General features: G+C 59.0%; 27 protein-coding genes. 11 read left to right on the top strand and 16 right to left on the bottom strand.

The window, feature by feature from the left end:
- The first annotated feature begins 68 nt into the window (after positions 1 to 68).
- The 5 genes from C8E02_RS04715 to C8E02_RS04690 all read left to right on the top strand — a co-directional run bounded on the left by C8E02_RS04715 (position 69) and on the right by C8E02_RS04690 (position 3,465).
- Positions 69 to 488, top strand: a complete 420-nt coding sequence (locus C8E02_RS04715; protein WP_147424437.1) for a hypothetical protein — start codon at positions 69 to 71, stop codon at positions 486 to 488.
- Entirely contained in the window at positions 485 to 760 is a 276-nt protein-coding gene (locus tag C8E02_RS04710; protein WP_120809839.1) for a hypothetical protein, read from the top strand. Before C8E02_RS04715 ends, C8E02_RS04710 begins: the two co-directional genes overlap by 4 nt.
- On the top strand, positions 757 to 1,557 hold the full coding sequence (locus C8E02_RS04705; protein WP_120809838.1) for a hypothetical protein: 801 nt from the start codon (positions 757 to 759) through the stop codon (positions 1,555 to 1,557). Before C8E02_RS04710 ends, C8E02_RS04705 begins: the two co-directional genes overlap by 4 nt.
- The gene (locus tag C8E02_RS04700; protein WP_120809837.1) at positions 1,554 to 2,015 is read left to right on the top strand and encodes a hypothetical protein; all 462 of its coding nucleotides are present in this window, start codon (positions 1,554 to 1,556) and stop codon (positions 2,013 to 2,015) included. The genes C8E02_RS04705 and C8E02_RS04700 overlap by 4 nt, the downstream gene beginning before the upstream one ends.
- A 241-nt stretch (positions 2,016 to 2,256) precedes the next feature.
- Entirely contained in the window at positions 2,257 to 3,465 is a 1,209-nt protein-coding gene (locus C8E02_RS04690) for a site-specific integrase (RefSeq protein ID WP_120809836.1), read from the top strand.
- 191 nt (positions 3,466 to 3,656) lie between these two features.
- Here the strand turns inward: C8E02_RS04690 and C8E02_RS04685 are convergent, their stop codons facing one another.
- The 15 genes from C8E02_RS04685 to C8E02_RS04615 all read right to left on the bottom strand — a co-directional run bounded on the left by C8E02_RS04685 (position 3,657) and on the right by C8E02_RS04615 (position 17,514).
- The gene (locus tag C8E02_RS04685; protein WP_120809835.1) at positions 3,657 to 4,835 is read right to left on the bottom strand and encodes a LytR C-terminal domain-containing protein; all 1,179 of its coding nucleotides are present in this window, start codon (positions 4,833 to 4,835) and stop codon (positions 3,657 to 3,659) included.
- A gap of 48 nt (positions 4,836 to 4,883) precedes the next feature.
- Positions 4,884 to 5,828, bottom strand: coding sequence for a type II secretion system F family protein (locus tag C8E02_RS04680; protein WP_047965358.1), 945 nt, complete (start codon positions 5,826 to 5,828; stop codon positions 4,884 to 4,886).
- A gap of 34 nt (positions 5,829 to 5,862) precedes the next feature.
- Complete coding sequence (locus C8E02_RS04675) at positions 5,863 to 6,837, bottom strand: type II secretion system F family protein (RefSeq protein ID WP_047965357.1); 975 nt, start codon at positions 6,835 to 6,837, stop codon at positions 5,863 to 5,865.
- A gap of 8 nt (positions 6,838 to 6,845) precedes the next feature.
- On the bottom strand, positions 6,846 to 8,204 hold the full coding sequence (locus C8E02_RS04670) for a TadA family conjugal transfer-associated ATPase (RefSeq protein WP_047965356.1): 1,359 nt from the start codon (positions 8,202 to 8,204) through the stop codon (positions 6,846 to 6,848).
- A gap of 126 nt (positions 8,205 to 8,330) precedes the next feature.
- Positions 8,331 to 9,566, bottom strand: a complete 1,236-nt coding sequence (locus tag C8E02_RS04665) for a CpaE/TadZ family protein (RefSeq protein WP_082133589.1) — start codon at positions 9,564 to 9,566, stop codon at positions 8,331 to 8,333.
- Between the two features lie 64 nt (positions 9,567 to 9,630).
- Positions 9,631 to 10,104, bottom strand: a complete 474-nt coding sequence (locus C8E02_RS04660) for a TadE/TadG family type IV pilus assembly protein (RefSeq protein ID WP_120809834.1) — start codon at positions 10,102 to 10,104, stop codon at positions 9,631 to 9,633.
- Positions 10,101 to 10,556 carry a TadE/TadG family type IV pilus assembly protein gene (locus C8E02_RS04655; protein ID WP_245961067.1) on the bottom strand — a complete coding sequence of 152 codons (456 nt, stop codon included), beginning with the start codon at positions 10,554 to 10,556 and terminating at the stop codon, positions 10,101 to 10,103. The genes C8E02_RS04660 and C8E02_RS04655 overlap by 4 nt, the downstream gene beginning before the upstream one ends.
- Before the next feature lie 3 nt (positions 10,557 to 10,559).
- Positions 10,560 to 11,825: a pilus assembly protein TadG-related protein gene (locus C8E02_RS04650; protein WP_120809833.1), complete on the bottom strand. Its 1,266-nt coding sequence runs from the start codon at positions 11,823 to 11,825 to the stop codon at positions 10,560 to 10,562.
- A 39-nt stretch (positions 11,826 to 11,864) separates the two neighbouring features.
- Positions 11,865 to 12,149 carry a hypothetical protein gene (locus C8E02_RS04645; RefSeq protein ID WP_120809832.1) on the bottom strand — a complete coding sequence of 95 codons (285 nt, stop codon included), beginning with the start codon at positions 12,147 to 12,149 and terminating at the stop codon, positions 11,865 to 11,867.
- Between the two features lie 12 nt (positions 12,150 to 12,161).
- Complete coding sequence (locus C8E02_RS04640; RefSeq protein ID WP_120809831.1) at positions 12,162 to 13,715, bottom strand: type II and III secretion system protein family protein; 1,554 nt, start codon at positions 13,713 to 13,715, stop codon at positions 12,162 to 12,164.
- A gap of 42 nt (positions 13,716 to 13,757) precedes the next feature.
- A complete protein-coding gene (gene cpaB / locus C8E02_RS04635) occupies positions 13,758 to 14,612 on the bottom strand; it encodes a Flp pilus assembly protein CpaB (RefSeq protein ID WP_211329156.1) in 855 nt (284 codons plus the stop codon).
- Positions 14,613 to 14,687: 75 nt separating this feature from the next.
- Entirely contained in the window at positions 14,688 to 16,064 is a 1,377-nt protein-coding gene (locus tag C8E02_RS04630) for a P-loop NTPase family protein (protein ID WP_238377222.1), read from the bottom strand.
- Positions 16,065 to 16,193: 129 nt separating this feature from the next.
- The gene (locus C8E02_RS04625) at positions 16,194 to 16,766 is read right to left on the bottom strand and encodes an A24 family peptidase (RefSeq protein ID WP_120809829.1); all 573 of its coding nucleotides are present in this window, start codon (positions 16,764 to 16,766) and stop codon (positions 16,194 to 16,196) included.
- Positions 16,767 to 16,799: 33 nt separating this feature from the next.
- A complete protein-coding gene (locus C8E02_RS04620) occupies positions 16,800 to 16,985 on the bottom strand; it encodes a Flp family type IVb pilin (RefSeq protein ID WP_047965521.1) in 186 nt (61 codons plus the stop codon).
- Between the two features lie 334 nt (positions 16,986 to 17,319).
- On the bottom strand, positions 17,320 to 17,514 hold the full coding sequence (locus C8E02_RS04615) for a Flp family type IVb pilin (protein WP_047965350.1): 195 nt from the start codon (positions 17,512 to 17,514) through the stop codon (positions 17,320 to 17,322).
- A 190-nt stretch (positions 17,515 to 17,704) separates the two neighbouring features.
- On the opposite strand from C8E02_RS04615, the gene C8E02_RS04610 reads away from it, so the two are divergent.
- The 6 genes from C8E02_RS04610 to asnB are packed head-to-tail and all read left to right on the top strand — an operon-like array spanning position 17,705 to position 24,356.
- Positions 17,705 to 19,315 carry a hypothetical protein gene (locus C8E02_RS04610; protein WP_211329155.1) on the top strand — a complete coding sequence of 537 codons (1,611 nt, stop codon included), beginning with the start codon at positions 17,705 to 17,707 and terminating at the stop codon, positions 19,313 to 19,315.
- 3 nt (positions 19,316 to 19,318) lie between these two features.
- Positions 19,319 to 20,143 (top strand): class I SAM-dependent methyltransferase, encoded by an 825-nt coding sequence (locus C8E02_RS04605; RefSeq protein ID WP_120809828.1) that lies wholly within the window; start codon positions 19,319 to 19,321, stop codon positions 20,141 to 20,143.
- A gap of 2 nt (positions 20,144 to 20,145) precedes the next feature.
- The gene (locus tag C8E02_RS04600; RefSeq protein ID WP_120809827.1) at positions 20,146 to 21,081 is read left to right on the top strand and encodes a class I SAM-dependent methyltransferase; all 936 of its coding nucleotides are present in this window, start codon (positions 20,146 to 20,148) and stop codon (positions 21,079 to 21,081) included.
- Positions 21,078 to 21,431 carry an EamA family transporter gene (locus C8E02_RS04595; protein WP_245961066.1) on the top strand — a complete coding sequence of 118 codons (354 nt, stop codon included), beginning with the start codon at positions 21,078 to 21,080 and terminating at the stop codon, positions 21,429 to 21,431. Before C8E02_RS04600 ends, C8E02_RS04595 begins: the two co-directional genes overlap by 4 nt.
- A 52-nt stretch (positions 21,432 to 21,483) precedes the next feature.
- The gene (locus C8E02_RS04590) at positions 21,484 to 22,473 is read left to right on the top strand and encodes a glycosyltransferase family 2 protein (protein ID WP_120809826.1); all 990 of its coding nucleotides are present in this window, start codon (positions 21,484 to 21,486) and stop codon (positions 22,471 to 22,473) included.
- Between the two features lie 29 nt (positions 22,474 to 22,502).
- The gene (asnB, locus tag C8E02_RS04585) at positions 22,503 to 24,356 is read left to right on the top strand and encodes an asparagine synthase (glutamine-hydrolyzing) (protein ID WP_245961065.1); all 1,854 of its coding nucleotides are present in this window, start codon (positions 22,503 to 22,505) and stop codon (positions 24,354 to 24,356) included.
- 146 nt (positions 24,357 to 24,502) lie between these two features.
- On the opposite strand, the gene recN is transcribed toward asnB, so the two are convergent.
- Complete coding sequence (gene recN / locus C8E02_RS04580) at positions 24,503 to 26,167, bottom strand: DNA repair protein RecN (RefSeq protein WP_120809825.1); 1,665 nt, start codon at positions 26,165 to 26,167, stop codon at positions 24,503 to 24,505.
- Between the last annotated feature and the right edge of the window lie 4 nt (positions 26,168 to 26,171).

Below are 26,171 nucleotides of genomic sequence, written 5' to 3'. Positions count from 1 at the left end.
TCGCTGGTTTTGTGGAGAGCAAGAGTATATGCATATTTAAATTGCATTTGCACGGAATGGAGGCGCAGATGGGCACCAGCCAGCTCGACCTGTTCACCGCAGACGACGCGCCGGCCCTGCCGCTGGCGCGCCTGAGCAACAACCCCAACGCCTACGACCCCGCAGACTGCCACTGGATACGCGCCGAGCCCATGCCGGGCTATGTCCTACGCCTGGGCTTTGCCCGTGACACCGACGGCTGGCACATGGCGGCCGGCTACCACTTCCCGGACGTGGGCAGCATCGGCCCAGTGTTCGTACGGTCTAATGCCTACCCCGTCTACGGCGACGCCAGCCGGGCAGGGTTGGAACGGCTGAGGCTGATGGTGAATGGGCTGCAGCTGGCCAGAACTATTTCCCCAGACAAGGCCAAGCGGATCCGCGAAGCCATCGACAACATCACCCAGGCCGCCCCGTGCGGCCTTTCTCTTTTGAAGGACGCAGCATGAAAAACATCGCCAAAATCATCCCCATCCACCCGGAAGTGGCCGAGCTGCTGACCAGCCAGAGCAGTCAGATCGAAGCCCTGCAAAGCCAGATACTGGAACTCGGCCGCCAGAACATCGCGCTTGCGGCCGAGGCCGAGGGCAGGGAGCTGACTGAACAGCAGCTCGCCGCAGCGGACGCGCGCATCCGCGAACTCGAAGCCGCCCTGGTGCTGGCCAATCTGCCGGCCGGCAGCCGTGACAACGTGATCCAGATGGTGCGGGAGGCAGCATGAGCGAACAGACCCAACACGCCACGCAGCCAGCACCGCCCGCCCAGCAGCAAGCGCAGCCGGTGGCGTGGGGCGTAGAGCTGACGTCAAATCGCTGTTCTGATTTCGGTAAACGATATTTTGTTGACGTGCGCACAGATATAGAAGGCGCAAGGCGTGAGCAGGGCGGGTATGTTACTGCCGCTGAAGCTACCATTGTCCCACTCTACGCCGAGCCACCCCACCCGCGCGCCCAGCTGATGCGGGTGGCGGAGGCGGTGCGAGATGCTACAAAGGCATCCGCAGAGATTTGCGGGCAAGAGGGTTACATCGGCTGGAGCGGCGTTGACCTCGCCGCCATCGTTGACGCCATCCAGCCGCAGGAGCAGGCAGAACGCTGCCAGTGCTCCGGATACTTGATAACGGCAAGCGAACACAAAGGCTGCTTGCGTGCTGGGCGTGCAGAGGTGCAGCCCGCCCCGGTGAACCAGCAGCTGCTGGCGGCGCTGAAATTGGCGCTGGACATGATGGTTGTGAACGGGATGGACATCCCGAAAACACAAACCGTCATGATGGAGGCCATCGCCGCCGCCGAGTCCGCGCAGGCGCAGCAGCCGGCGGATGGGGTAGGGATAGCGATGAAATCGGCTATGCGCAAATGGTTCTACGAAGAATTTGAGGACGAATTACTGGCGAATATGGAAGCCGCAGGACTCATTGCTCAAGCAGAAGGATATTCGATCTCTATGTTGGCAAGCATGGAAGTGGAAATTGACGCCGCCCTTGCCGCGCACAAGGCGCAGGAAGGCGGTGCCGTATGAACACCATCCGTCTTGGTCCCAACCAGCGCCGCGCGCTGCAGCTGCTCCAGCAGGCGCCGGCCGGCATGACCCGCACCGAGCTGCAAACCGAACTCGGCATTCAGGATCTACGCTCCATGCAGCACCTGCTGAAGGCGCTGCGTGAACGCCAGCTGATCCACATCGCCGCTTGGCGCTACGAGTCGGCCGGCGCCAGCTGCCCGGCCTGCCGCGTGTTCGTGCATGGCCCTGGCAAGGATGCGGCCAAGCCGGCCACGCTGGGGCGCGAGGTCTGCCGCCAGCGGCACCGCAACAAGGTTGGCCGCAAGCTCTACAACCGCGTCACCGAAGCCCGCAAGCGTGGCGCCGTGCGTCTAGTGCTGGGCGGCATCACCGTCTGGCAGCGGGGTGTCGGCTTCACCCTGGCTCACACCGATCAAGAAACAGATGAAAAAGGCGGGATGCTGAATGCCGCCTAACCTGCAAACACGAAACGACGACACGCCGGTCACTATGCCGGCGTTTTCATTGGGAGATGGTGATGGACGATATTGTGACCTTGCCTGTGAAATGGGTTCGCGCTGATGCCTATTGCAGGCTGACGGGCGAGCCGATGGAGGCTGTACTCAAGCGCGCTCAAGATGGCATTTGGGCTGCGGGCAAACATTACAAGCGGACTGGTCCGCGTACCCTCTGGATCAACCTGATAGAGGCAACAAAATGGGTAGACCAACAGCCACACGTCGAGTCGTCCTTCCCGAGGGGGTCGAAATCAGGGAGTGGAAACACAGCCGCAGCATAAGGATAACCTTCACATATCAGGGCAAGCGCCGGCGGGAGACCCTTGATGTTGAGGTTACGCCGGCCAACATAAAGTACGCGGCCAGGCTACGTGGCGAGGTGCTGAATGAAATTGCCCGCGGCACATTCGACTATTCCACCACTTTCCCCAGTTCGAAGCATGCAAAGCGAGAAGCAAAACCGAAGCGGCCGCACCAGTATCGGATTGAAGATTTGGTGACCGCTTATATCGATTCTGCCCGCAGGCTTGGCTCCCTTTCCCCATCCAGTGTGGCGTGCTACGCACGCTGGGCCAGATCCCGCATCATCCCGAAGTGGGGAGATATCCTAGTGGATGAGCTCACCACACCGGAGCTTCGGGATTGGATTGTGGGCCTGTCATCGGAGCTGGCGCCGAAGTCTGTCCGCAACTGCGTTGGCCTGCTGTCATCGGTACTAAACCGCGCTGCCGCCGATGGCATCATCCCTACCAGCCCGCTGGCACCAATCAAGATGCGAACAGTGCTACCCAAGAAAAAGCGCGTCGACGATGACAAAATCGAGCCTTTCAACTCTCTGGAGATCAAGGCCATTCTGGATGCGTGTACGCACCCAGAGGTGAGGGCAGTTTTTCAGTTTGCATTTGGCACCGGCATGAGAACAGGGGAGGTTATCGCCATCAAATGGCAGCACATCGACCTGGTCGCCGGCAGGATCACCGTAGCGGACAACGTGGTAAGTGCAGAAGGTGGTACGGTGGAAAAGAGCACCAAGACGGACAGCACCAGGGTGATACCAATGCTTCCGGCCGCCCGCATCGCCCTGGAAGCGATGCGGCCAGTGACCGGCAGCCTGCCTGGCAACTACGTGTTCATAAACCCGAACACCGGGAAGCGCTGGGGCGGCGACCGCGTGCTGCTGAGCCACTGGACAAAAGTGCTGCAGGAGACCAAAGTTCGGTACCGGAATCCCTACCAGACGCGTCATACCTTTGCGTCAATGCTGCTGATGGCCGGCGAACCAGAGCTGACCGTGGCAAAGCTTCTTGGACACACGACCGTCGAGATGGTGAGACGGCACTACGGCCGATACATCAGCCAACCAGATGGCGTGATACTTCGGGGCGAGTACAACGAGCTGGCGGGGTAGTTTTTCGCGATTTGCCCCGCATTTGCCCCGCAAACTGACAGACCGGCCGCAAAGCCGCACCAGTGTTACATCGTGCCGTGGTTTCGAATCTCACCGCTTCCGCCAGCATTCCGTAAAAAAGCTCTGAACCTTCAGGGCTTTTTTATTGCCAGTTCGAAACATCCTCCATCATCTTGTTCAGCAACCTCCATTCAAGGTTTCACCAGCCGTGGCGGTGCACCGAGCGCCAGCTGGGTTTCACGCTGCCCTGGTGTGACCAGCGCGAGGTGGGTCATCACGTCGCGGCCCAGCACCAGCCTGACATCGGTACTCTGGCGCAGATCCACTTTTTCCGTAATGGCAGGTTTCAATGGCAGGCTGGCGCTCAGCCTGGCGGCCACGCCAGCATAACCGGGTCGATATTCGACCACGGTCACCGGCTGACGGAACGGCTTGCTGTTGGTGAGCCGTGCCGCCGGATAACCCTGGGCGAGTAAGGCCTGGTTCACGCGGCGGGCCATGCCGGTTATACCGTTGCCGTTAGACACCTCGTACAGGGCTGCGCGCGACGTTGGCGGCGTATCCGTCGGCAGCGCTGGCGGCACTGCGGCCAACATGGTTGGTGCTGCCGGCTCTACTGCTTGCTGCCGCTCGGCTGGTGCCGGCTGGAGTGACGGTAGTGGTGCGATAACGGGTGCCGGCTCCGCCACCAGCGGCGGGGTGGCGGGCAGGGATGGTGACGGAGCTGTCGCTTCGACAGCAGCCGGCGGGCTGGCCGGTGCCAGCGCGGGCACTGCCACCGTGGCTTCTGTTACTGGCTGGGCTACTGGCGGCTCAGCAACGTTGCTGGCAGTGCTTGCCGGCGGACTAGCCGTGGCCGGGGTGAATGCCTGTTGCACCAGTTCGGCCTTGGTTTTCTGTGCCAATGCCAGATTGAGGTTGGTCGTGATCTTGGCATCGCCCGGCTTCAGCGCCGCTGCCTTCTCCAGCGCGGCGGCAGCCTCGACCGGGCGGCCTTGCAGGTAGTAGGCATAACCAAGGTTGTTATAGAAGTGCGCGGTATCCGGCGCGGCCGCCAGTGCCAGCTGGAATTCCATAATCGCCAACTCGAACTGCCGCTGACCAGCGTAGAGACTACCAAGGGCGTTGTGGGCTTCGGCGTAGTGCTTGTCCAGCGCCAACGCTTGCTGGAATGCCGGGATGGCAAGGTCGCTACGGTTCTGGCCTTGGTAGTAGCGGCCAAGCTGATAGTACGCCGCCGGGCTTTCATTGCCATGGCGCACCTTCAGTAGCGGCTGGAAGCCCCACGTCTGTTTCGGCGGCACCGATTCGCAGCTTTGCAGCAGGGGGACACAGCACAGCAGCGACAACAGCAGCGGAGTGTTTTTCATGGCGTTTTCTCCCATGACATGCTCGATAACGGCTTGCGCCACGCCCGGCTAACCACCACCGCCGAACGATGGCAGCAGCACGCGGTAGATCTGGATGAATGCCGGCCCCAGCAACACCAGCAGCAGGGCAGGAAAGATGCAGAAAATCAGCGGGAACAGCAGCTTCAACGGAATCTTGGCGGCAGCTTCTTCGGCACGCAGGCGGCGCTTGGTACGCAGGTCATCGGCATGCACGCGCAGCGATTCGCCGATACTGGTACCGAAGCGGTCTGCCTGGATCAGCATCGCCACCAGGGTATCCACCTCCTGCACCCCGGTACGCATCGCCAGGTTGCGCAGCGCACGATCCTTGCTGCTGCCGGCGCGCAGCTCCAGGTTCACCAGATGCAGCTCGTCAGCAAGAATGGTGCTCTTGATGCGGATTTCCTCGCCGACTTTCAGCAGTGCCGCGTCCAGCCCCAAGCCGGCCTCGACACAGACCAGCAGCAGGTCGATGGCATCGGGAAAGTTGTTGAAGATTTCCTGCTGCCGCTGCTCGATGCGCCGCGCCAGGATGATGTTGGGCAGGTAGTAGCCGACCGCAGCGGCAAACAGCATCGAGATCAGGAAGTTGTTGCCTTCCATGTGTCCGCCGGTGAGGCCGATGTACAGAAACAGCACGCCAGGGAACACCAGCGCCAACAGGGTCTTGGCGCCGAAGTACAGCGGTATCGCCGAGGTGCCGCGGTAGCCGGCATTCATGAAGCGGATGCGGATCGGCGAGCTTTCCCAGCCGTCGGAGGGCACCGACAGCCTCGCCAGCGGCGTGGCGATCTTGATGGCCTTGGCCACCCAGGCCGAGGCATTGTCGGTGTCCAGCGGCGTATCCGCCTGCACCACCTTTTCCAGACGGGCCTTTACCCGGTTGGGGGCGACCTGCATCGAGATGGTCAGCGCAACGCCAAACACCACCAGGAAGATGATCGCCAGGTAGATCCATTGTGAGGTATTCATGACTGTTTCCTCGCCATGACAAGTAGGGGTGCCATCAGACTTTGATCTTGATGATCTGCCGCATCCAGAAAATCCCGGCGATCATCATGCAACCGATCAGCGCGACCATCATGAAGCCGCTGGGGTCTTCCCATAACACCTTCAGGAAGCCCGGATTGATCAGCTGGATCACCCCGCCCACTGCAAACGGCAGCAGGGTCAGGATCCACGCCGACAGCTTGCCTTCGGCCGACAGCACCCGGATGGTGCCGTACAGTTTCAGCCGCGCCCGGATCAGCGCACTGATATTGCCAAGCAGCTCGGCCAGGTTGCCGCCGGTTTCGCGCTGGATCAGCACCGCGATCACCATATAGCGCAGGTCGGTACTGGGGATGCGCGTCGCCAGGTTCATCAGCGCCTCCTGCATCGAGAAGCCGTAGTTGACCTCGTCGAAAGCGATGCGGAATTCACCGGCGATCGGATCGGACATTTCGTCGCCGATCATCTTCAATGATTGCGGCAAGGCATGGCCGGAGCGCAAGGCCCGGCACATCAGGTCCAGCGCATCCGGCAGCTGCGCCTCGAACTGCACCAGCCGCTTGTGGCGGGCATTCATGACGATCATCCACGGGATGCAGGCGCCCGCCAGCGCGATCAGCAGCGACAACAGCAGCGGCAGCGGGAAAAAGCGGCTGGCAATGAATGCGGCCAACCCTAGCGCCAGGCTGAAGCCGAGAAACACCCCGACATTCAGCTTCAGCCCGGACTGCACCAGAATGCGGTCCAGCTTGTGTACGCGCGGGAACGCCAGCAGGACGCGCTGTATCATTTTGGAGTCGCTGAGCAGCCGTTCTTTCATCAGCTGCATCGCTTCGCCGTGGTGCGCGCCGGCAGACATCGCCTGCAAGCGGCGTTCGATGCGGCTGGCCTCCGGACCCTTGTACGAGTTCCAGGTCAGGAAGGCGCCTTCCAGCAGGAAGACCACCGCGACAAAGATCAGCAGGATGAGGATGGCAAAGGTCGTGTCCATGATGGCACCTACTCGAATCGTTTGCTGGGGTCGAACAGCGCGTCCGAAATCTCCACGCCGTGCGTTTTCAGGCGCTCGATGAACTTCGGCCGCACACCGGTGGCGCAGAAGTAGCCCTGTACCGCACCGTCCACACCAATGCCGGTTTGTACAAACTGGAAGATCTCCTGCATGGTGATCACGTCGCCCTCGGTGCCGGTAATCTCCTGGATGCTGGTGACTTTGCGCTTGCCATCGGTAAGGCGTGCCACCTGGATCACCACACTCAGCGCCGAGCTGATCTGCTGGCGGATCACCTTGGGCGGCAGGTTCATCCCGGCCATGCCCACCATGTTTTCCATTCGCGTGATGGCATCGCGCGGGGTGTTGGCGTGGATGGTGGCCATCGAGCCTTCGTGACCGGTGTTCATCGCCTGCAGCATGTCGACGGCCTCGGCACCGCGCACCTCGCCAAGGATGATGCGGTCCGGCCGCATGCGCAGGCTGTTGCGCACCAGCGCCCGTTGCGGCACTTCGCCCCGCCCCTCGATATTGGGCGGCCGGGTTTCCAGCCGGATGATGTGCGGCTGCTGCAGCTGCAGTTCGGCGGCATCTTCAATGGTGATGATGCGCTCCGTATCGGGAATGAAACCGGACAGGATGTTGAGCAGGGTGGTCTTGCCGCTACCGGTACCCCCGGAAATCAGCATGTTGATCTTGGCCTTGGCCAGGCCCTTGATCACGGTGCCCATGTCCGGCGTCAGGCTTTTCAGCTCGATGATGTCGTTCAGCCGTAGCGGGGTGGCAGCAAAACGGCGGATCGACAACATCGGCCCGTCAATCGCCAGCGGCGGGATAATGGCGTTGACGCGGGAGCCGTCCGGCAGGCGGGCATCGACCATCGGGCTGGACTCATCGACACGCCGTCCGACGCGCGACACGATCTTGTCGATGATCTTCATCAGGTGCGCATCATCGGTAAAGCGCACATCGGTCTGTTCCAGCTTGCCGCGGCGTTCGACATAGACCTGCTGGAAGGTGTTGACCAGGATGTCGGAGATGGTCGGGTCGGCCAGCAGTGGCTCCAGCGGGCCGAGACCGAGCATTTCGTGCTGGATGTCCTTGACCAGGCTGCGCCGCTCGTTGTCATTGAGCGCCGCATTTTCTTCGGCCAGCAGCCGTTCCACCAGGATCTTGAGCTCGTCTTTCAGGCGCTCGGGGGCGAGGCTTTCCATCACCCCCAGATCAACCCGCTCCAGCAGTTTCTGGTGAATACGGGATTTCAGGTCGTGATAGGACTCGTAATTGGCCGACGTGGCCGACTTGACGATGGCCTGCAAGGTTTCGGAGCTGGGCTGGATGGATTCGAGCCGATCGCGCAATGACATGATAGCTACCCCTTTGCCGATGATCAGTCTGCTCGGGCCCCGAAGTGGCGGGTTATCAGGCTGATGTCTTAGTTGCCGAGAGATTTATCGTTAACAAGCATTCCATTCAATGAAAGGTGCCAGGCATTACTCGGGCGTTTGCGGCGCCGATGTGGGCCCCAGCGCACCGCCGCTACGAACGGGCGGGATGCCACCCTGAATGTGCTGCAGCAGGTTGCCCCACCACGAGGTTTCGCCATTGCCGCCTTGCACCAGCTCCCGCCCCAGCTCCTGCAGGGTGCGCGCCACCGGATTGTTGGGCGACAGCTTGCTGATCGGAATCCCCTGGTTCACCGAAGTCGCCACCGCCTTGAAGCTGTTGGGAATGGTCTTGTACACCGTCATCCCCAGCGTGCGTTCGACATCTTCCAGCCGGATGTCGCCGCCTTTTTCATAGCGGTTGACCAGCAGCTTGATCTTTTCCTGCGAGTAGCCCAGCGAGCGCAACACGTCCAGCAGCCGGCGGGCATCGCGAATGAAGGGCAGCGTGATCTGCAGCACCGGGAACACCACGTCGGCGTGATCCAGCGCCTTGATGCTGACCGGGTCCAGCGCGCGGCCAACGTCCAGGATAATCACGTCATAGTGATTGCGTGCCAGGTTGACCAGAGTATCGATGTGGCTGGGGCTGACCTCCATCGCCTGCACCGGGTCTTCCGGCGCCGACAGGATGCCCAGGTTGGGCAGCACGTTCAGCAGACTGGAGGCGAGGAATGAGGCATCCATGCGCATGATCTGGCGCGCCACCTCGGCCAGATTGGTCGTCGGCTTGTGGTCGGAAATGAACAACGAGGCATCGCCAAACTGCAGGTTGACGTCGATCAGGATCACGTTCTTGCCTTCCTGCGACGCCAAGTTGTAAGCAAGATTGGTCGACAGGAAGGTCGAGCCGCTGCCACCCTTGCACGGGATAAAGGCAAACACCTTGCCCTTCTGGCGCGAGGTATTCTGCAGATTGCGCTTTTCTTCAACCCGTACCAGCGCCAGATGCAGCGCATCGCGGCCAACGGGGGAGGGCAGCACCTCGCGCACGCCGGCACGCATCGCCCGCAACAGCACTTCCGGCGTCTGGCTGCTGGATAGCAGAATCAGGGTGATGTCGGGGTGGCGCAGGTTCAGCTGTGCCAGCGGAGAAAAATCCGCCAAGGCCTCGTCGGTCGCACTTTCCAGAATGATGATGTCGGGACGCAACTGGTCGGCAACCGGTGCCAGCATCTCCGCCCCACCGGTGAACACCTTGACATCGCGACTGCTGTCCGTTTCGACAAAGCGGCGCAGTTCATCCAGGTTCTTGGTGTTGTGCGAAATAATCGAGATTCTCATGATTGCGCCTCAACTAAAAATGGTTGCGCCCGCAGGCGTTGATTGGCCGCCGATGGTTTAACCATCAAGGCGACGCACAATCAGGGTTGGCATCGGCACCAGTGCCGGTGGCAAGGCTTTCCCGAGTCAGCGTGGTACTGAATGCCGGTATCCGCCACGACTCATTCATGAACGGGAAGACGTAGTGGAATGCCGGCGCATTGGGAGAAATGGACACCGTCACGCTCTGGCAATTTGCCGCGCCGGTACAGCCGCTTGGTTCGTAAGTGACCACGATGTCATTGACGTTGGTAATCGGCAGAAACTTCTGCATCGATGTCTTGATGTTGGCCGCATTCATGTCACAAACCACCGCCAGGCGGGCACCGCGCCGCGTCGCCTCCACCGCCGAATTCCAGGTAAACATCAGCCGGCCAAACTCCATGATGCCAAGCAACAGGGAAAACAGGATCATGGCGACCAGTGCAAACTCCACGGCCGCCACGCCACGCTGTGCCTGCCTGCGGGGCAGCCTCAGCTGCCGGAATGAGGTTTTCATAGGTTTGCCTTCATTACAGTGCGAATCTGGCCAAAGGTAATGGTGGACAGATCCGCGGTAACAAACGGAACCAGCGAAACAAACTGGTAATTACTGACCGTTACCGACACCAGATTGACAACCGGTGCTGTGCCCTGCGCGAGATGATCTGCGCAGCGCTGCCAGTCGCAAATCGTCACCGTGGCACTACCCAGTGCCGGCGCCAGCAAGGTGCCGCTGCAACTGGTGTTGCCATAGCGCACCAGACAGGTCGCCTCGGTATCCTTGGTGCCGGGCTGCTGCGCCGACAGATAGCGCGCGGCATCGCGCGTGGCCTTGGTCACCGTATTGAACTGGTAAAACGCCCGGCCGAACTCGGTGATGCCGAACACGATAAAAATTAGCGGCATCAACAGGATCGCCATTTCGACGGCGGCAACACCCTGTTGGCGAGAGCGCGGTTGCATGGCCATCTCCTATCTCGCCAACGCCGGCACTTTGGGGCCGACTCCGCCACCGGCGCCCGGCAGCCCCAGCGTGGCACACGGGTTGCCCGGCACATCAGCCTGACCGCGATACTCAACAAAGGTGTCGCTACCCGGTCCTGGCATCGGCTGCAACAGCAGTACGCAGGCAAACTTCTGGATCGGCACCGTCTGCGACCCGGCCCAGCTGCCACAGTTGACAATCGGCATCAGCGCCAGTCGCCGGTCGGCCCCATTGCTATCCAGTTGTGCCGTAGTGGCGCTGCGCGGATTACCGATCAGGGTGATACCGGCTGCGGTGTCCCCCTGATAAACGGCATTGGCCACCCTCGACGCCAGAAAATTGGGCGTGGCGCCGGAGGTACCGTTGTAGGCGTTGAACTGGCTGACCCAGGAGGTTGCGGTATAGGCAAAGCCGGTGAAATCCGGCGGTGCGGTGCTAACGCTTTCACTACCCTGATACAGGCCAAAACGGGTATTCCACGCCTGGGCAATGGATTGCTGCATACCGGTTTGCCCGACGGAATTGGAGATATTCAAGTTGCACTGCCCGGAGCCGGTCAGCAGTGCGGACAGTTCACTGGCACCGCCGGCAGGAGGCGAGTAGTCAATGAGGTTGAAACTACCAGTAAAGCCGCCACCGGCAGTGAAACGACTGCCATACCATTTACCGACACAGAAACCGTAGCTATCAGGAGCCGTGCCATCCGGGCAACTGGCGGGTGGTGTCTGCTGGCACAGCCCCACCGGAATGGCGCAGTTGGTCTGCGATGGTGACAGGGCGGCCACCGCATGCGCAGTCACCGTTTGCGCGCCAGCCCCCATGACCTGCATGAACCAGGGCATGATGCCGGTTTGCGGCAGGGTGCACTTGGCATACTTCATGTTCGGGATGCTGGCTGCCGCCACCGCATTTTTGGTGAAATAGGTGCCGGTCAGAGTGTCGCTGAAGGTGACGTCGCTATTGACCAGCACCGAAACCGCATCGTCCTGGAAGTTGACACTATTCCGTTGCCCAACGGTGATGCCGGCGCTTTCCGCCCGGTTGAGCGACTCGGCATCGCCTTTCAGCTCTGCCGCTGCCGCCAGGGCGCAGGCGTCTGCCGCGTTGCTCAACTCGGTCTTGGTGATGAACAGTCGCCCCAGATCAGCGACCAGCCCCAGGAAACCGACCAGGACAACGATACATAGCCCGACGATGATGGCTACCGCGCCTTCCTGATATCGCCGGCCCGGTAGCTTGCCAGTGCGTTTCATAAAGCCACCTCATGCATCTGATCCTGAAACAAGGCGGGATTATTTGCCGCCGCCCAATACATCAATGGTAAGAATGTTGGCGGTGGATGGCGGCGTCTTGAACGACTCGTGGTAGCGATCCATGCCTTCCTTCGCCGCCTTGCCATCGATGCCGGTGACCGGATCCATATCCTGCGAGGCCTCCGGATTGATGGTCTGCTGCGCCTTGGCCATGTTGACGGCCTCGCCGAAGCGGCTATCCAGATACGGGGTCGACGAGCAGGCCGTCAGCAGTGATGCCAGCAAGACTGTGCGGGTAATCATCACCAGTTTGTAAGTTCGCATGACTTGGCCTCCTTATTTCACTTCAAAGCCGGATGGCGCTTGAGGGGCTTGTGGCTGCACCGGCGGAGGAGCACCTTCGCCGGAACTGGCGCCTGCGGCGGCTGGCGGTTTGCCCTCCATCTTGCCGCCGAGGAAGAACTCAGCCCGGTTTGGCGGGGTGTAGTTGTCGGTCGGCAAGGCATAGTTTGGCGGCAGCGGTTTCACCAGCCGTGGGGTCACCACGAAGATCAGCTCGGTCTTGTCGGTCTGGAAGCTGCTGCTGCGGAACAGGGCGCCCAGAATCGGGATTTCGCCCAGCAGCGGGAAGGCACTGATATTGGTGGTGACGTTGTTCTTGATCAGACCACCAATGGCGAAGCTCTGGCCATCACGCAGTTGCACGGTGGTCGCAGCACGTCGGGTGGTGAACGATGGCAGGATGGCGGTGCCATTGAGGCCAGTGATATTGACGCCGCTGGCATTCAGCTCGGACACCTCTGGTGCTACTTTCAGGTTGATCCTGCCGCCATCCAGTACGGTCGGGGTAAAGCGCAGAGCCACGCCGAATTCTTTCTCTTCCAGGGTAATCGTCTGGCCGCCGGTGCCGCTGTTCTGCGCTACCGGGATGAATATCTTGCCACCGGCGAGGAAGCTCCCTTCCTGACCACTGATCGCCATCACGGTCGGCTCGGCCAAGACCTTGACCAGACCATCATCGTGCTGGCCATCAATCTCAAAGCTGCGCCGATTGGAAGTGCCGCCATTGTTGCCACCCAACAGTAGCCCGATAGCGTTGGACGCGTTGCCGGACAGGAAATTGGTATCCCAGTTAAAGTTCCAGCCACCATGGTTCAGCACCCCGGCCAGGTTGATACCGACCTGGTCCAGCAGTTTCTTCGAGATTTCCGCCACTTTGACTTCCAGCATCACCTGCTGCGGTGCATCCACCGACAGCATGTTGATGACTTTGGATTGACCGGCATAGGCTGCGGCCAACGTCATGGCCTTGTCGACCCGGGTCGAATCCGCCACGGTGCCGGTCAGTACCAGCGAATCGGAGGCGGCACTCACCTTGATACGGCTGCCTTCACCGGCCAGCATGTCGTTGAGCGAGCTTTGCAGCGAGGCGGTATCCACCCCGACGGTGACATCGACCAGCATGCACTGGCCGGTACGGCTCAGCAGGATGATATTGGTTGAGCCGACGCTCTTGCCCAGCAGGTAGATTTCGCTCGGGCTCAAGAGAATCACATCCAGCCCGGCCACCCCCGCGTTGGCCTTGCCTTCTGGCGCTTTCTTGTCGTCACCCTCTGCGCCTTCCTTGGGCTGTGCCGCTTGCGTGCCCGCCGGATTACCCAGCAGGATGCGGCTGACCGGTGAAGTCGTCTTCAGGCGGAAGGATTTGCCGACGGTGACATTGACCATCGGTGCCGATTCGATGGTATTGCACGGTGTCGTGGCAGCCGGTTTCGGGGTGATGGTGGCGGCCTGGGTCGTCGTGGCCCACATCATCATGCAGCTGGTGGCGATTGCCAGCGCACCCAGATTCAGGCGGGGCAAGCGTGCTTCGACAGGTTTCTTTTTCATTATGACTTTACTCCCTAACGAATTGGGCTGGATGTCTGACAGTTAGAAACACTCGATATGTCGAGACGTGCCGCTGACGATTTCTACACAGTTCTGGGTTGCCGCGATCGGGGCGGGCTGGGTAGGCCGTTTCACGATGACTTTCTTCACCACCCGCTTGGCCACCGGCTTGCTGACCGCCACAGGCTTGGCGACCGGCGCCGGCTCGTCGCCGCGCAGGAGGATTTGCTTGGTAATGCCGGAGGTTTCTACCGGTTTGGGGTCAACCTGATTGCGCAACACCAGGGACAAGGTGCCAACGCTGCGTGCCAGGTCCAGCTTTTCAGCTTGCTCTGGCGTAACCTCCAGCGTCACCGCATTGACCACCTTGGGCTTGGTATCGTCACGGCTGGCTTCCTGCGCCACCGCCAGCACCAGGATGTGCTCCAGCACAATCTTGGAAATACTCATATCCACCTTTTCCTTGACGTTGGCTTTGGCGTCTTCGGTGGTATTGACGAGGATATCGACATAGTTGCCGGGCAAGGCAAAGCCGGCCACGCCGATCACGTCGTTAACCCGTACCGTCATCGCGCGTTTGCCTTCCATTACCACCGCAGACAGGCCGCCCTTGGTACCCAGCGGTGCCAGCTTCGACTCCAGAATCGCCTCGCCACGCAGTACGCTGGTTTTCAGCACCCGCCCATCCAGCGTCTGCGGATCGATAATCGCGCCTTCTGGAATGCTGCCGCTTGGCCAGTCAACCAGGCGCAACATCTCCGGCGTCAGCTTGGAACCAAGATCGACATCCACCGCCGCGATGACCACTTTCTGGGCGGAGACATTGGTCTGCTTGTTGATCCATTGCGATGCCATCACCACGGCCACCAGGCCGACGATGACGGACACCACGATCATTGCTATGGCTCTTGGGTTTTTCACTGCCTTCTCCCCACACTTGATTGAAAGCTCAAGCCAGGTCGCGACCGCAACCTATCCCTTGGTGTAGTAGTTTTCCCATGCCCACGTCAGCAGCTCCTCGTTCAGCTCCGGCTTGATGCCCTGGTAAAAGGCAAAATCGCGGACCTGTTCCAGCAAATCGCGTGGAATACAGGCGAGGAGGGGCTTGTCGTGCTTGCCGTGCAATTCATCAATCACAAACCGCAGTCCCTCGTTGCTAAAGGGAATGCCCAGACGGGCACAGTTCTGCTCGAAAATCGCACGGTATTCTTCTTCCTCAAGCTTGCCGATGTAAATCTTGTAACCAAGCCGGCGCAGGAATGCCTCGTCGGCCAGCGTGCTTGGCGGAATGTTGCTGGAGAAAATCACAATGACATCGAACGGCACCATGAACTTGGTGCCGGTATGCAGCGCCAGATAGTCCACGCGGCGATCGAGCGGCACGATCCAGCGGTTCATCAGCATTTGTGGCGAAACCAGCTGCCGCCCAAGGTCGTCGATGATCAGCAAGCCATTGTTGGCTTTGACCTGTGGTGGCGCCTGGTAGAAGCGGGTGTTCTCGTCGAAATCCAGATCCAGCATCGACAGGGTCAGTTCGCCGCCGGTAATCACTACCGGGCGCTGGCACTCGATCCAGCGCGCATCGTGCAGCGGCCCTTTGTCCAGCGAGCTGCCACTGTGACTGCTAGCCACAGGCTGGTGTACCAACGGGTCGAACAGCTGGATCACCTCGCTATCCACCAGCACGGCATAAGGAATGGTGCAGTTGCCGGTCAGCAGGGTAGCCAGATGTTCGGAGACATAAGTCTTGCCGCTGCCGGGCGGGCCGTATACCAGGATGGCCCGGCCGGAGTTCATCGCGGCGCCAAGCTGGTTCATGGTGTTCTGACGCAGGACAAAACCCTTGAAACCTTCGGCAACCAGTTCTTTGGTGACTTTCATGTTGGCCACAGACTGCCGGCGCACCGCATCGTTATAGGCCTGGAGCGTCACCGGGGCAGGGCCGGCGTAATGGCTTTTCTGCAGGTAGGTCTGGGTGCGGTTGCGGCCAACGTCGGTCAGTGTGAAGGCAATGGTGGCTTCCGTTTCATTACGACCGGATACCTCGCACAGCTGTTCGCTACGCATGAAGGCCAACAGCGGCTCCAGCACACTGAGCGGCAGCTTGGTCAGGTTGACCAGATCGACCAGCCGGATCTGGCCATGAAAGAAGAGGGTCTTGCAGAGCAGCTCCACCAGAAACAGGAAATCCAGGCCGGTTTCTTTTACAGTCTGCGGGGCACGGGGCAAAATATCACGAGGAGGAGTGTTGCCTTGTAATTCCAAACCATCTGGATTGAACATTTTCATCACTCCTCGCCAACATAAAAACCGAACCGGGTATTTATGCAATGAGATATAGCCCAGCAAAAACCATTAACCAAGGATAATTTTTCGATAATCAATCGCTAACAAACAAGCACAACAAAACAGCGCCAGCGTTAGCAGGCGCATTGATCTGGCAATGAGAATTTATTTTAAAAATCACAACCAACCAAATCAAATTCCTTGCCAAATCAGATAACCAGCCGTACCCACGGCAATAGCCATGGCATAAGGTAGCGTCCCCACAGAATTCACGCCCGCAGGGTTAGCCGATAGCTTATCGCCAGCGATTTTGGCAGCGCCCGGCAGCACCATGAATATGCTGTTACTCAACATTTGACGTGCCATTTTCAACTTCAAAGCGAATACGAGAGACAACACACCACCGGCCAACAAGGTACATAACACGACACCAAAGATCGCTGGCGAACCGGTAAAACAGCCAACCAGTGCCATTAATTTGACATCTCCCGCCCCCATGACACGTAACAGATAAAGCGGCAGGAACAATCCGAATCCGAATGCCAGCCCCTTGAGGGCTGAAAAAATGCCTTCACCATCCAGCAAAAATGCCTGCGCCAGCAAGCCAATGACAATACCGGCGAGGACTAGTCTGTTCGGGATTTTTCTGGCTTTCATATCGGTAAAAACGGCAGCGAGGAGGAATCCAGCAAGCAGACCCAACCTCGCCCCGAACAGAAGACCGACTCCAATGGCAGCTATCCAGGCCAGCCAGATGAAAATCATTGCCAATTATTTCCCCTTGGAGAATGACCAACGTCAAGCCAAGGCAGCGGCCAGTTCGGCTGCAATGTTGTTGAATACCAATTCCAGGTTTTCACCCACAGCACCAACCGAAGCAATAATCACCACGGCGATCAGGGCGGCAATCAAGCCATATTCAATGGCTGTTACACCATCTTCTTCCTGGATGAAACGTTTGAATGTCAATGCAAGCTTATCCATTTCCAACACCTCCATGGAAATTGAACCTGTGGCAGCAACGACTGCCGTCCATTTTGCGCCAACGAGACATGACGCATGCCTTGTTCAAGCATTCCAAACAGACCAAGCATACTGACCTTCTGCCAGAATACTCAAAACAAATACTGCACCGCACATTAAATTACAACCAATGGCAGCTTAAACATTATGTTAGTACACCATTAGCGGCTAACAAGAAAAATTTCAATTTACACGCCAGCCAATAACCAACGATTCTTATCAAGTAATTGCCAACTGCATTTTTTATTAAAAAATATAATGCATATGTAATTTACGCTAATGACGTACCAGCTAATCACAGGACATCTGCGGCTACGGCTTCAACCTGGTCGGCCACGTTCAGAAACAAGGCCTGAACATTCAATCCGACGCCAGTAACAGACGCAATAATGACCACGGCAATGAGTGCTCCCAGCAGGGCGTACTCCATGGCGGTCACGCCATCCTCGTTAACCAAAAACAAACGCAAGTGACGGCTATACTTGTTCATGATCAGCCCCTGGTGAGCATCGGTTCAGATAAATTCATTCGATAAGCAATGCCATACATACGGCTTTAGATCACCGGCACCGCAAAGTCAAACAATTGCAAATTGTATGACATCGCCTATAGTGCACCTCGGAGTATAGAAAAAAGCACTTGTTAGTCTTTGCGTAAAGCCGATAGGGGGAATTTAAATCATGGCCTACACAAGAGCCGGACTAACACCTTCTACTGCCATTTTCATTATTGTGTTTACAATAATGCTGCTGTTTCCCAAGTTTGAAGACCCTGATTTCTACTGGCACCTGAAAACAGGCGAGTTGATTGTCACCACGGCACAGCTGCCATGGCATGACGTTTTCACCTATACCAATTCCGGCCATTCCTGGGTGCTTTCCGAATGGCTGAGTCAGGCCATTTTCTATTTACTGTATCAACAGGCCGGCTTGACTGGCGTCGCTGCCATTACCGCGCTGGTTTACGCCCTGTGCTGGTTTATCACCTACAAAACCTGCCATGAACAACTTAAAGATGAAGGCAAGGCCATTCTGGTGGTGATGCTGTTCTGCGCCACAATGGGGGCCATTGCACCTCGGCCCCATATTTTTACCTTCCTGTTTTTCGCGATCCTGCTGCATCAACTGTTCATGTTCAAATACCGGGCATCCGATCGCGGCCTGATTTTCATTCCGTTAATGATGGCAATCTGGGCCAATGCGCATGGCGGTTTTTTTATCGGTCTGGTTTTGCTGGCGGTTTTTCTTGTCGCGGAGTGGAGCCATCATTTACTGGTGGACAACGTTGGCCGCATTGAAACCAGGCGATTGAAAAAACTAAGCCTTATTGCCATAGCAGGATTTCTGGCCACTGCCATTAACCCGCATGGCTGGCAATACTGGTTATATCCCTATCACGCAATCGTTTCTTCTGGTGATACCCAGTTCATCAGCGAGTGGCAATCCCCCAGCTTTCACAAGCCATTCTTTCAATATTTTCTGGTGGTCATATTTCTGTTTTTCATGAACATGATTTACGCAAGAAAAAAACCGGATTTAACCGAGCTTGGCGTTTCCCTGGTTTTTATTGGTGGGGCGTTCTTTTCTGTTCGCAACATCCCGTTGGCCGCATTGGTGATGGCGCCGTTTTTTTCCATCTTTTGCCAGGATTTATCACTCGCCAGGATATTCAAGCAACCGGACTACACGCCAAAATCCGGCTTCTCAGCCTTTGCTCACCGCATTATGACTGCCGGTAACAAACAGGTCGGCGGTAGTGCGCCACTGGCAAACTGGTTGCTGCTGATTGCGTCGCTATTTTCAATCCTGCTGCTTTACCCAAGCAGAAAAGAACACAACAGCATGGCTGTGTCGCGAATCCTGCCCGTTGCGGCAACTGACTTTGTCATCAAGCACAACATCCGCGGCAATATGTTCAACACCTATCATTACGGTGGCTATCTGATTTACCGGCTCTATCCCCGGCAGCAAGTCTTCATCTACGGCAGAACGGATATCTATCCGAAGTCATTCATCACCGAATACCGGGAGATGTACCGTGGCGGCAGCAACTGGAAGCAGTATTTCTACAAACACAATATTGACTACGTGCTGTGTGAAAACCTGTCGCCGCTAAGGCAGCTGTTGCTGAACAACGGTGACTTCAAGCTGGTTTTTGATGATGGCAAGCACTCGGTGCTGCTGAAAGACACCGCCAGGTTTCAGCAATTGATCAAGCAGTACGCTCCGGGCTTGCAAACACATGACATGGGAAGCATTGCACTTTCATCAAGCAATGAAAGCGAGGGGTGATTCATGTTGACCGACCAGAGAACCGCCGATGCCTTTGCCAACTCCTGGAACAACCTGCCAGCCGGCTCCGTTTATACCCGCGACCAGTTTACGGACTGGATGAGTCCGCTCACCGCGGCCGATGTCGCCGGGCGCCAGGTGCTGGAGTTGGGGTGCGGCAATGGCAGCCAGATGCTGCACCTGCTGGATTGGAAACCGGCTTTTGTCGAAGGAGTGGACCTAGGCGATGCCATTCTTTCCGCCTGCAAGAATCTGGCGGGCAGGGCGGAGGAAAACTGGAAAATCACGAAAAGTGACATGACCGCCTTTAGCGGCGCGGGCTACGACCTGGTCTACTCCATCGGGGTGCTGCATCACCTGGATTGCCCCAAGGAAGGCTTCGACGCGGTGATCCGTAATGTCAAACCCGGTGGCCGCTTTCATTGCTGGGTCTACGCGGAAGAGGGCAACAACCTGATCATCAAGCTGGTTGACCCGTTGCGCAAGATAACGTCGCACCTGCCGTGGTGGCTGACCAAATACGGCGTGGCGACTCCGCTGGCGGTGCCGTTTTTCCTTTATGCCAAAACAGTCGCGGCCCTGGCCGGCATCAGCGGAGTGGAAAAGCTGCCGCTATACCAGTACTGCCGCTGGATCAGTAATCGTGACTTCCGCTTTTTCAGGCATGTCGCCTTTGACCAGCTGGTCACCCCGCAAACTGTCTATATCAATAGGGCGACGATTGAATCCTGGCTGGCCGGCCATGCCGATATTGACCAGCACAGCACCTATATCATCATGAGAAATGGCAACTCCTGGAAGTTTGGCGGCAAGCGCAAGGAGGCATAGCGATGCAGATCGCCGAAAAGTTCATGACCATGCTGCGTTGCCCGCTTTCGGGCGCGCCGTTGCAGCAAGGCGACCATGGGCTGGCCAGCCGCGACGGCAGCCTGCACTACCGGATCAGCCCCTCCGGTGTGCCGCTGTTTGCAGAACACTTCTGCACCGACGACGCCAGGCGGCAGCAAGCCCATTTCGAGAAAATTGCCGGCATCTATATCAACAATCTCGGCTACCCGCATACGCAAGAGTATGCGGCCTACCTTGACCGCGCCTTTCTCGACATCGCCGCCGAGGCCAGCTTGGGCAGTACCGCCGAGATCTGCTGCGGCAGTGGAGAGGCATTCCGCCTGCTGGGCAACAAGGTCGGCACCGGGCTGGGCATCGATATCTCGTTGTCGATGCTGGAAGCGGCCAAAACCAGTCTGCTGGATGCCGAGCAATACTGTTTTGTACAAGGCGACGCCACCCGCTTGCCGCTGGCAGACGACCTGTTCGACAGTGTTTTCATCATCGGTGGCATTCACCACGTCAATGACCGGCAGCAGCTGTTTCGCGAGGTATTCCGGATCTTGAAACCGAACGGCCGTTTCTACTGGCGCGAGCCGGTCAGTGATTTTTTCCTTTGGCGCTGGCTGCGCGCGCTGATTTACCGCCTGTCGCCGTCGCTGGACGATAAAACCGAGCGACCGCTGCTGTACCGGGAAACGGTGCCGCCCCTTGAAAATGCCGGCTTTGTGCTCAAGACCTGGCAAACCTATGGCTTTTTCGGTTATTGCCTGCTGATGAACAGCGATGTGCTGGTTTTCAACAGGGCATTCCGCCATATCCCCGGCATACGCGGGATCACAAGGTTGGCCGCAAAGCTGGATCACGCCATCACCAGCCTGCATGCTTTCCGGCGCTACGGATTGATCGTTATCGGCATGGCGGAAAAACCGGGATGAGCACAACAAAAATGCGATTATTCATTTATTACATAATCATGGTCGCCATGACGGTTGCGGCCAACCTTTTGCTGAAATCCGGGGCAGAAAAATCCGGTAACAGCCTGATCGAGCTGTTCAATATCAAAATCCTGTTCGGCTTTGTTTTTTTCGGGTTGGCGGCGTGCTTTTACATTCTGGTACTGACCAAATTACCGTTGAATGTCGCGCAATCCTTTGCCGCCATCCAGTTTGTTGCCGTGATCATGGCGGCGCATTTTTTTCTGGGTGAGCCAATTGATGCTACCAGGGCATTGGGCATTTTTCTGATTTTCTGCGGGATATTGCTGGTCGGGAAATCCAGTTTCTGAGCAGCCATTCTGCGGTTTATTGCTTGTGCCATCCTGGAACGGGGAGGTGCTCATGATTTCCGTTATCGTGCCGGTGTATAACGAGGCCGACAATCTGGTCGCGCTTTACGAGCAGGCGGTAGTGGTACTGCAAAAGCTGGAGCAGCCATGGGAGCTGATCTTCATCAACGATGGCAGCACGGACGGCAGCCAGGAGCGACTGGAAGAGTTGGCCGCAAGAGACCCGTGCGTGAAGGTGATCAAGTTCTGCCGCAATTTTGGCCAGACCGCAGCGATGATGGCGGGGGTCGATTACGCGGAAGGCCACATCATCATCCCGATGGATGGCGACATGCAGAACGACCCCGAGGATATTCCGCGTTTGCTGGACAAGCTGGAGCAGGGGTTTGACGTGGTGTCCGGCTGGCGGCAAGACCGCAAGGACAGCCCGATCAAGCGCAACCTTGTCAGCCGCGTCGCCAACCGCATGATTTCGTCGATTTCCGGCGTGCACCTGCATGACTATGGTTGTTCGCTGAAGGCGTACCGGAAAGACGTGATCAAGGGCGTACGCCTGTACGGTGAAATGCACCGTTTCATCCCGATTTACGCCAGCTGGTTTGGCGCCCGCATTGCCGAGATCCCAGTGTTGCACCACCCGCGGCAGAATGGTGTTTCCAAATATGGCTTGGGCCGCATCGTCAAGGTGATCCTCGACCTGATGGTGGTGAACTTCCTGTCCAAATACGCCGGCAAGCCGATGTATCTTTTTGGCGCCGCCGGCCTGTTCATCCTGCTGATCAGCCTGCTCACCGGTGGCTGGGCCGTGTACCTGAAACTGGTGGAAGGGGTGTCCTTCATTTCGACTCCGCTGCCGCTGCTGGTGGTGATGACCGGGGTGACCGGCTTCATGTGCATCCTGATGGGGCTGCTGGCGGAACTGCTGATCCGCACTTACTACGAAGCCCAGGGCAAGAGCGTGTATCTGGTTGGCAAGACGCTCAATATCAAGGCACGGTGTGCAACGAGGGCGGCCAGATGTGTGGAATCGTCGGATTTGTAGGCACCGGTACGCGACAGGACCTGGAGCGGATGAGCAACGAAATCATCCATCGCGGGCCGGACGGTGTCGGCTATTGGACAGACCCGGCGCAGGGCGTCTATCTCGGGCATCGCCGGCTGGCGATTCTCGATCTGGCCGGCGGCCAGCAGCCGATGTGGACCGCCGATGGCGCACTGGGCGTGGTGTTCAATGGCGAGATCTACAATTATCGCGAGCTGCGCACCGAGCTGGAGCAGGCCGGCCATGTGTTTCTGACCGACCACTCGGACACGGAAGTATTGCTGCACGGCTACCGCGAGTGGGGCGAGGCGCTGACCAGTCGCCTGAACGGCATGTGGGCGTTCGCGCTGTATGACCGCCGTCAGGCGCGGCTGTTCTGCAGCCGAGACCGTTTCGGCAAAAAACCGTTCTATTACACACTGCAGCAGGGCAGCTTTGTCTTTGCCTCCGAGCTGACCGCCTTGCTGTGCCATCCGGCAGTGACCGCCACCGTGTCACGCGCGGCGATCCACAAATACATTGCCTACGGCTACCTGCCGGCCCCCAACACGCCATACCACGCCATCCACAAGCTGCCGGCCGGCTGCTCGCTGGTATTCACTCTCGACAGCGGCAGCTTGCGTCTTTCCCGTTACTGGTCCTTCGTGCTGGAGCCGGCGGAGGCCCGCCCGGCCGGGATTGAAAAGCAATGGCAAGAGGAGCTGTTAGAACGGCTTAACAACGCCGTGGCCTGCCGCTTGGTCGCCGATGTGCCGCTCGGCGTGTTTCTCAGCGGCGGCATCGATTCTTCCGCCGTCGCCGCGCTGGCAGCCCGACAAAGCGGTGCAGGGCAGCTGCAAACCTTCAATATCGGCTTCGATGTCGCCGGCTTCGACGAATCCGCACACGCGCGGCGCGTCGCCGTCTTGCTGGGCACCCGCCATCATGAAGCCATCCTGTCGCTGGACGTCGCGCGCAGCCTGTTACCCGCCATCACCGGCAAGCTGGACGAGCCGCTAGCCGATAGCTCGCTGCTGCCCACCAGCCTGCTGTGCCAGCATGCGCGGCGCCATGTCACCGTTGCCTTGGGCGGTGACGGCGCCGACGAGCTGTTTGCCGGTTACGCGCCGTTCCGGGCGCTGCGCTGGGCCAATTATTACCAGAAACTGGTGCCGGGCCCGCTGCACGAGGCCATCCGCCTGTTGGCCAATCGCCTGCCGGTCGGCGATGGTTACATGAGCCTGGACTTCAAGCTCAAGCGAACCTTGCAGGGGCTGAGCCATCCACCCCGGCTGTGGCACCCAAGCTGGATGTGCCCGCTGGACGATGCCGCGCTCGCCGAGTGCTTTATGGAGCCGGTCGATCTGGAAGAGGTGTTCTCGGAGGCCATCGCTGCGTGGGAGCGCTGCAGCCAGCACAATCTGGTCGACCGCAGCCTGCAGTTTTTCACCGATATCTATCTGCAGGACGACATTCTCGCCAAGGTCGATCGCGCCAGCATGATGCATTCACTGGAAGTGCGCTCCCCCTTCCTGGACATCAATGTCGTTGATCTGGCAAGGAAAATCCCTTCAGAATACAAGCTGCGCCATGGCGAAACGAAGTACATCCTGAAAAAGGCTCTGGCACAGATCCTGCCGCAGGACATCCTGCACCGGCCGAAACAGGGTTTTGCGGTGCCGATTGCCAGGTGGCTGCGCGACGATGCGCTGCAGCTGGAGCACCCCAGCGCCTCGGCCGGGCTGAATGGCGCATTCATTGCCAGAACCATTGCCGACTACCGACAGCACAACAGCAACCGGCATCACTTCCTGTGGGGACAATGGACGCTGGCGCAGGTGATGCAACGCCATGCTGCGCTGACCAGTGCACCCAGCGCTGCCGAAATCGTACACGCACTCTAGACATCTGCAGACCGGGGCGACACGCCAAACGCGCCGCGCAGGCATCACCAGGACTAGGTACGACAGTCTCTCGGCGCGGCAATACACGGCTCAATAAAAAAAGCCCTGATCGAGTAGATCAGGGCTTTTTGCCTTGCCGGCCAACGCTACTCCGCGTTTGCCAGCAGCATCTCGCTGGCGTGTTGCCGCGTGGTGCTGGTGATGTCCTCGCCGCCCAGCATCCGTGCCAGTTCGTCGATGCGCTGCACCTGGTCCAGCGGCTGGATGCGGCTGACGGTGCGGCCATCGACACCGAACTTGCTGACCTGCCAGTGCTGACTGGCGCAGGACGCCACTTGCGGCAAGTGCGTCACGCACAGCACCTGGTAGCGCTCGCCCAGCTGCCGTAACAGCTTGCCGACCACCTCGGCGACGCGGCCGCCGATGCCGACGTCCACTTCGTCGAAAATCAGCGTCGGCACGCTGGCGACCTGGCTGATCACCACCTGCATCGCCAGGCTGATGCGCGACAGCTCGCCACCGGATGCCACCTTGGCCAGCGGCCGCAGGGTGCTGCCCTGGTTTGCCGCCACCAGATACTCGACGGCTTCCAGCCCGTTGGCGGTCGGCTCTGCCGCTGCGGACAGCTCGATGGCAAAGCGCGCGCCCTCCATCGCCAGCCGCTGCATCTCAGTACTGATGCGGGATGACAGCTCGTTGGCGGCCTGTCGGCGTTTGCCGGACAGCGCCTCGGCGTGGGCACGGTAGCGTGCCAGCGCCGCCGATTCGGCAACGGCCAGCGCCTCCTGATCGGTCGACGCCTCCAGTGCGGCCAACTGTTGCTGCCAGTCGCCGAGCTTTTTCGGCAGCTCTTCCGGCGTGCAGCGGTACTTGCGGGCAATACGCATCAGCACATCGAGGCGCGCCTCGACATCCAGCAGCTGCTTGGGGTCGTCGTCAAAGTCGCTGCCGTAGCTGCGCAGGCTGTACACCACCTCGCGCAATTCGGCATCGACCGAATCCAGCAGCGCCAGCGACTCCGCCAGCCGCGTATCCAGCGCCGACAGCCGCCCGAGGCGGTTCTGCACCTGCGACAGCAGCGACAGGCAGTTGCCGTCCATGTCGGACAGCACGTCCACCGCCAGCTGCGCGGTTTGCGCGAGCTCAGCGGCATTGGCCAGCCGCGAGTGCTGCTGGTTGAGTTGCGGCCACTCGTCGGCCTGCAGGTTCAGCTCGCTCAGTTCGTTGATCTGCCAGGTCAGGCGCTCGCGCTCGACTTCCGATTCGCGCGACAGCCGCTCGGCGTCCTCGCGCTGGCGCCGTGCCTGTTGCCAGTCCTGCCACGCTTCGCGCACATCGCGTGCCAGCTGTGTACTGCCGGCGTAGGCGTCGAGCAGCGCGCGCTGGGTGTCGGCGCGCATCAGCGACTGGTGCGCGTGCTGGCCGTGAATGTCGACCAGATACTCGCCGATGGCCTTGAGCTGGCTCTGGGTTGCCTGCTGGCCGTTGATGAAACTGCGCGAGCGGCCGTTGCGATCCACCAGGCGGCGGATCAGCAGGTCGTCCTCGTCGCCGCTCAGTTCGTTGTCTTGCAGCCAGGCGCGCAGGTCCGGGCTGTTGTGGATGGAGAACTGTGCAGCGATTTCGGCACGCTCGGCGCCGTCGCGGATCTGGCCGGCATCGGCACGATCGCCCATCAACAGGCCCAGGGCATCGAGGATGATGGATTTGCCGGCGCCGGTTTCACCGGTGAGCACGGTAAAACCGGCATGAAAATCGAGATCGAGCTGATCGACGATGACAAAGTCGCGAACATTCAGTGACAGCAGCATGGTC

The organism is Vogesella indigofera (genome assembly GCF_003633895.1).
In the GTDB taxonomy this organism is placed as follows: Bacteria; Pseudomonadota; Gammaproteobacteria; order Burkholderiales; family Chromobacteriaceae; genus Vogesella; species Vogesella indigofera.
The sequence above is the reverse complement of the archived record's forward strand: the minus strand, read 5'-3'. Positions and strand labels throughout refer to the sequence as shown.

Excerpts from the sequence above, each read along its gene's own strand:
- C8E02_RS04715 (WP_147424437.1), top strand. The coding sequence starts at position 69 with ATGGGCACCAGCCAGCTCGACCTGTTCACCGCAGACGACGCGCCGGCC.
- C8E02_RS04710 (WP_120809839.1), top strand. The coding sequence starts at position 485 with ATGAAAAACATCGCCAAAATCATCCCCATCCACCCGGAAGTGGCCGAG.
- C8E02_RS04705 (WP_120809838.1), top strand. The coding sequence starts at position 757 with ATGAGCGAACAGACCCAACACGCCACGCAGCCAGCACCGCCCGCCCAG.
- C8E02_RS04700 (WP_120809837.1), top strand. The coding sequence starts at position 1,554 with ATGAACACCATCCGTCTTGGTCCCAACCAGCGCCGCGCGCTGCAGCTG.
- C8E02_RS04690 (WP_120809836.1), top strand. The coding sequence starts at position 2,257 with ATGGGTAGACCAACAGCCACACGTCGAGTCGTCCTTCCCGAGGGGGTC.
- C8E02_RS04685 (WP_120809835.1), bottom strand. The coding sequence starts at position 4,835 with ATGAAAAACACTCCGCTGCTGTTGTCGCTGCTGTGCTGTGTCCCCCTG.
- C8E02_RS04680 (WP_047965358.1), bottom strand. The coding sequence starts at position 5,828 with ATGAATACCTCACAATGGATCTACCTGGCGATCATCTTCCTGGTGGTG.
- C8E02_RS04675 (WP_047965357.1), bottom strand. The coding sequence starts at position 6,837 with ATGGACACGACCTTTGCCATCCTCATCCTGCTGATCTTTGTCGCGGTG.
- C8E02_RS04670 (WP_047965356.1), bottom strand. The coding sequence starts at position 8,204 with ATGTCATTGCGCGATCGGCTCGAATCCATCCAGCCCAGCTCCGAAACC.
- C8E02_RS04665 (WP_082133589.1), bottom strand. The coding sequence starts at position 9,566 with ATGAGAATCTCGATTATTTCGCACAACACCAAGAACCTGGATGAACTG.
- C8E02_RS04660 (WP_120809834.1), bottom strand. The coding sequence starts at position 10,104 with ATGAAAACCTCATTCCGGCAGCTGAGGCTGCCCCGCAGGCAGGCACAG.
- C8E02_RS04655 (WP_245961067.1), bottom strand. The coding sequence starts at position 10,556 with ATGGCCATGCAACCGCGCTCTCGCCAACAGGGTGTTGCCGCCGTCGAA.
- C8E02_RS04650 (WP_120809833.1), bottom strand. The coding sequence starts at position 11,825 with ATGAAACGCACTGGCAAGCTACCGGGCCGGCGATATCAGGAAGGCGCG.
- C8E02_RS04645 (WP_120809832.1), bottom strand. The coding sequence starts at position 12,149 with ATGCGAACTTACAAACTGGTGATGATTACCCGCACAGTCTTGCTGGCA.
- C8E02_RS04640 (WP_120809831.1), bottom strand. The coding sequence starts at position 13,715 with ATGAAAAAGAAACCTGTCGAAGCACGCTTGCCCCGCCTGAATCTGGGT.
- cpaB (WP_211329156.1), bottom strand. The coding sequence starts at position 14,612 with ATGATCGTGGTGTCCGTCATCGTCGGCCTGGTGGCCGTGGTGATGGCA.
- C8E02_RS04625 (WP_120809829.1), bottom strand. The coding sequence starts at position 16,766 with ATGATTTTCATCTGGCTGGCCTGGATAGCTGCCATTGGAGTCGGTCTT.
- C8E02_RS04620 (WP_047965521.1), bottom strand. The coding sequence starts at position 16,985 with ATGGATAAGCTTGCATTGACATTCAAACGTTTCATCCAGGAAGAAGAT.
- C8E02_RS04615 (WP_047965350.1), bottom strand. The coding sequence starts at position 17,514 with ATGAACAAGTATAGCCGTCACTTGCGTTTGTTTTTGGTTAACGAGGAT.
- C8E02_RS04610 (WP_211329155.1), top strand. The coding sequence starts at position 17,705 with ATGGCCTACACAAGAGCCGGACTAACACCTTCTACTGCCATTTTCATT.
- C8E02_RS04605 (WP_120809828.1), top strand. The coding sequence starts at position 19,319 with ATGTTGACCGACCAGAGAACCGCCGATGCCTTTGCCAACTCCTGGAAC.
- C8E02_RS04600 (WP_120809827.1), top strand. The coding sequence starts at position 20,146 with ATGCAGATCGCCGAAAAGTTCATGACCATGCTGCGTTGCCCGCTTTCG.
- C8E02_RS04595 (WP_245961066.1), top strand. The coding sequence starts at position 21,078 with ATGAGCACAACAAAAATGCGATTATTCATTTATTACATAATCATGGTC.
- C8E02_RS04590 (WP_120809826.1), top strand. The coding sequence starts at position 21,484 with ATGATTTCCGTTATCGTGCCGGTGTATAACGAGGCCGACAATCTGGTC.
- asnB (WP_245961065.1), top strand. The coding sequence starts at position 22,503 with ATGAGCAACGAAATCATCCATCGCGGGCCGGACGGTGTCGGCTATTGG.
- recN (WP_120809825.1), bottom strand. The coding sequence starts at position 26,167 with ATGCTGCTGTCACTGAATGTTCGCGACTTTGTCATCGTCGATCAGCTC.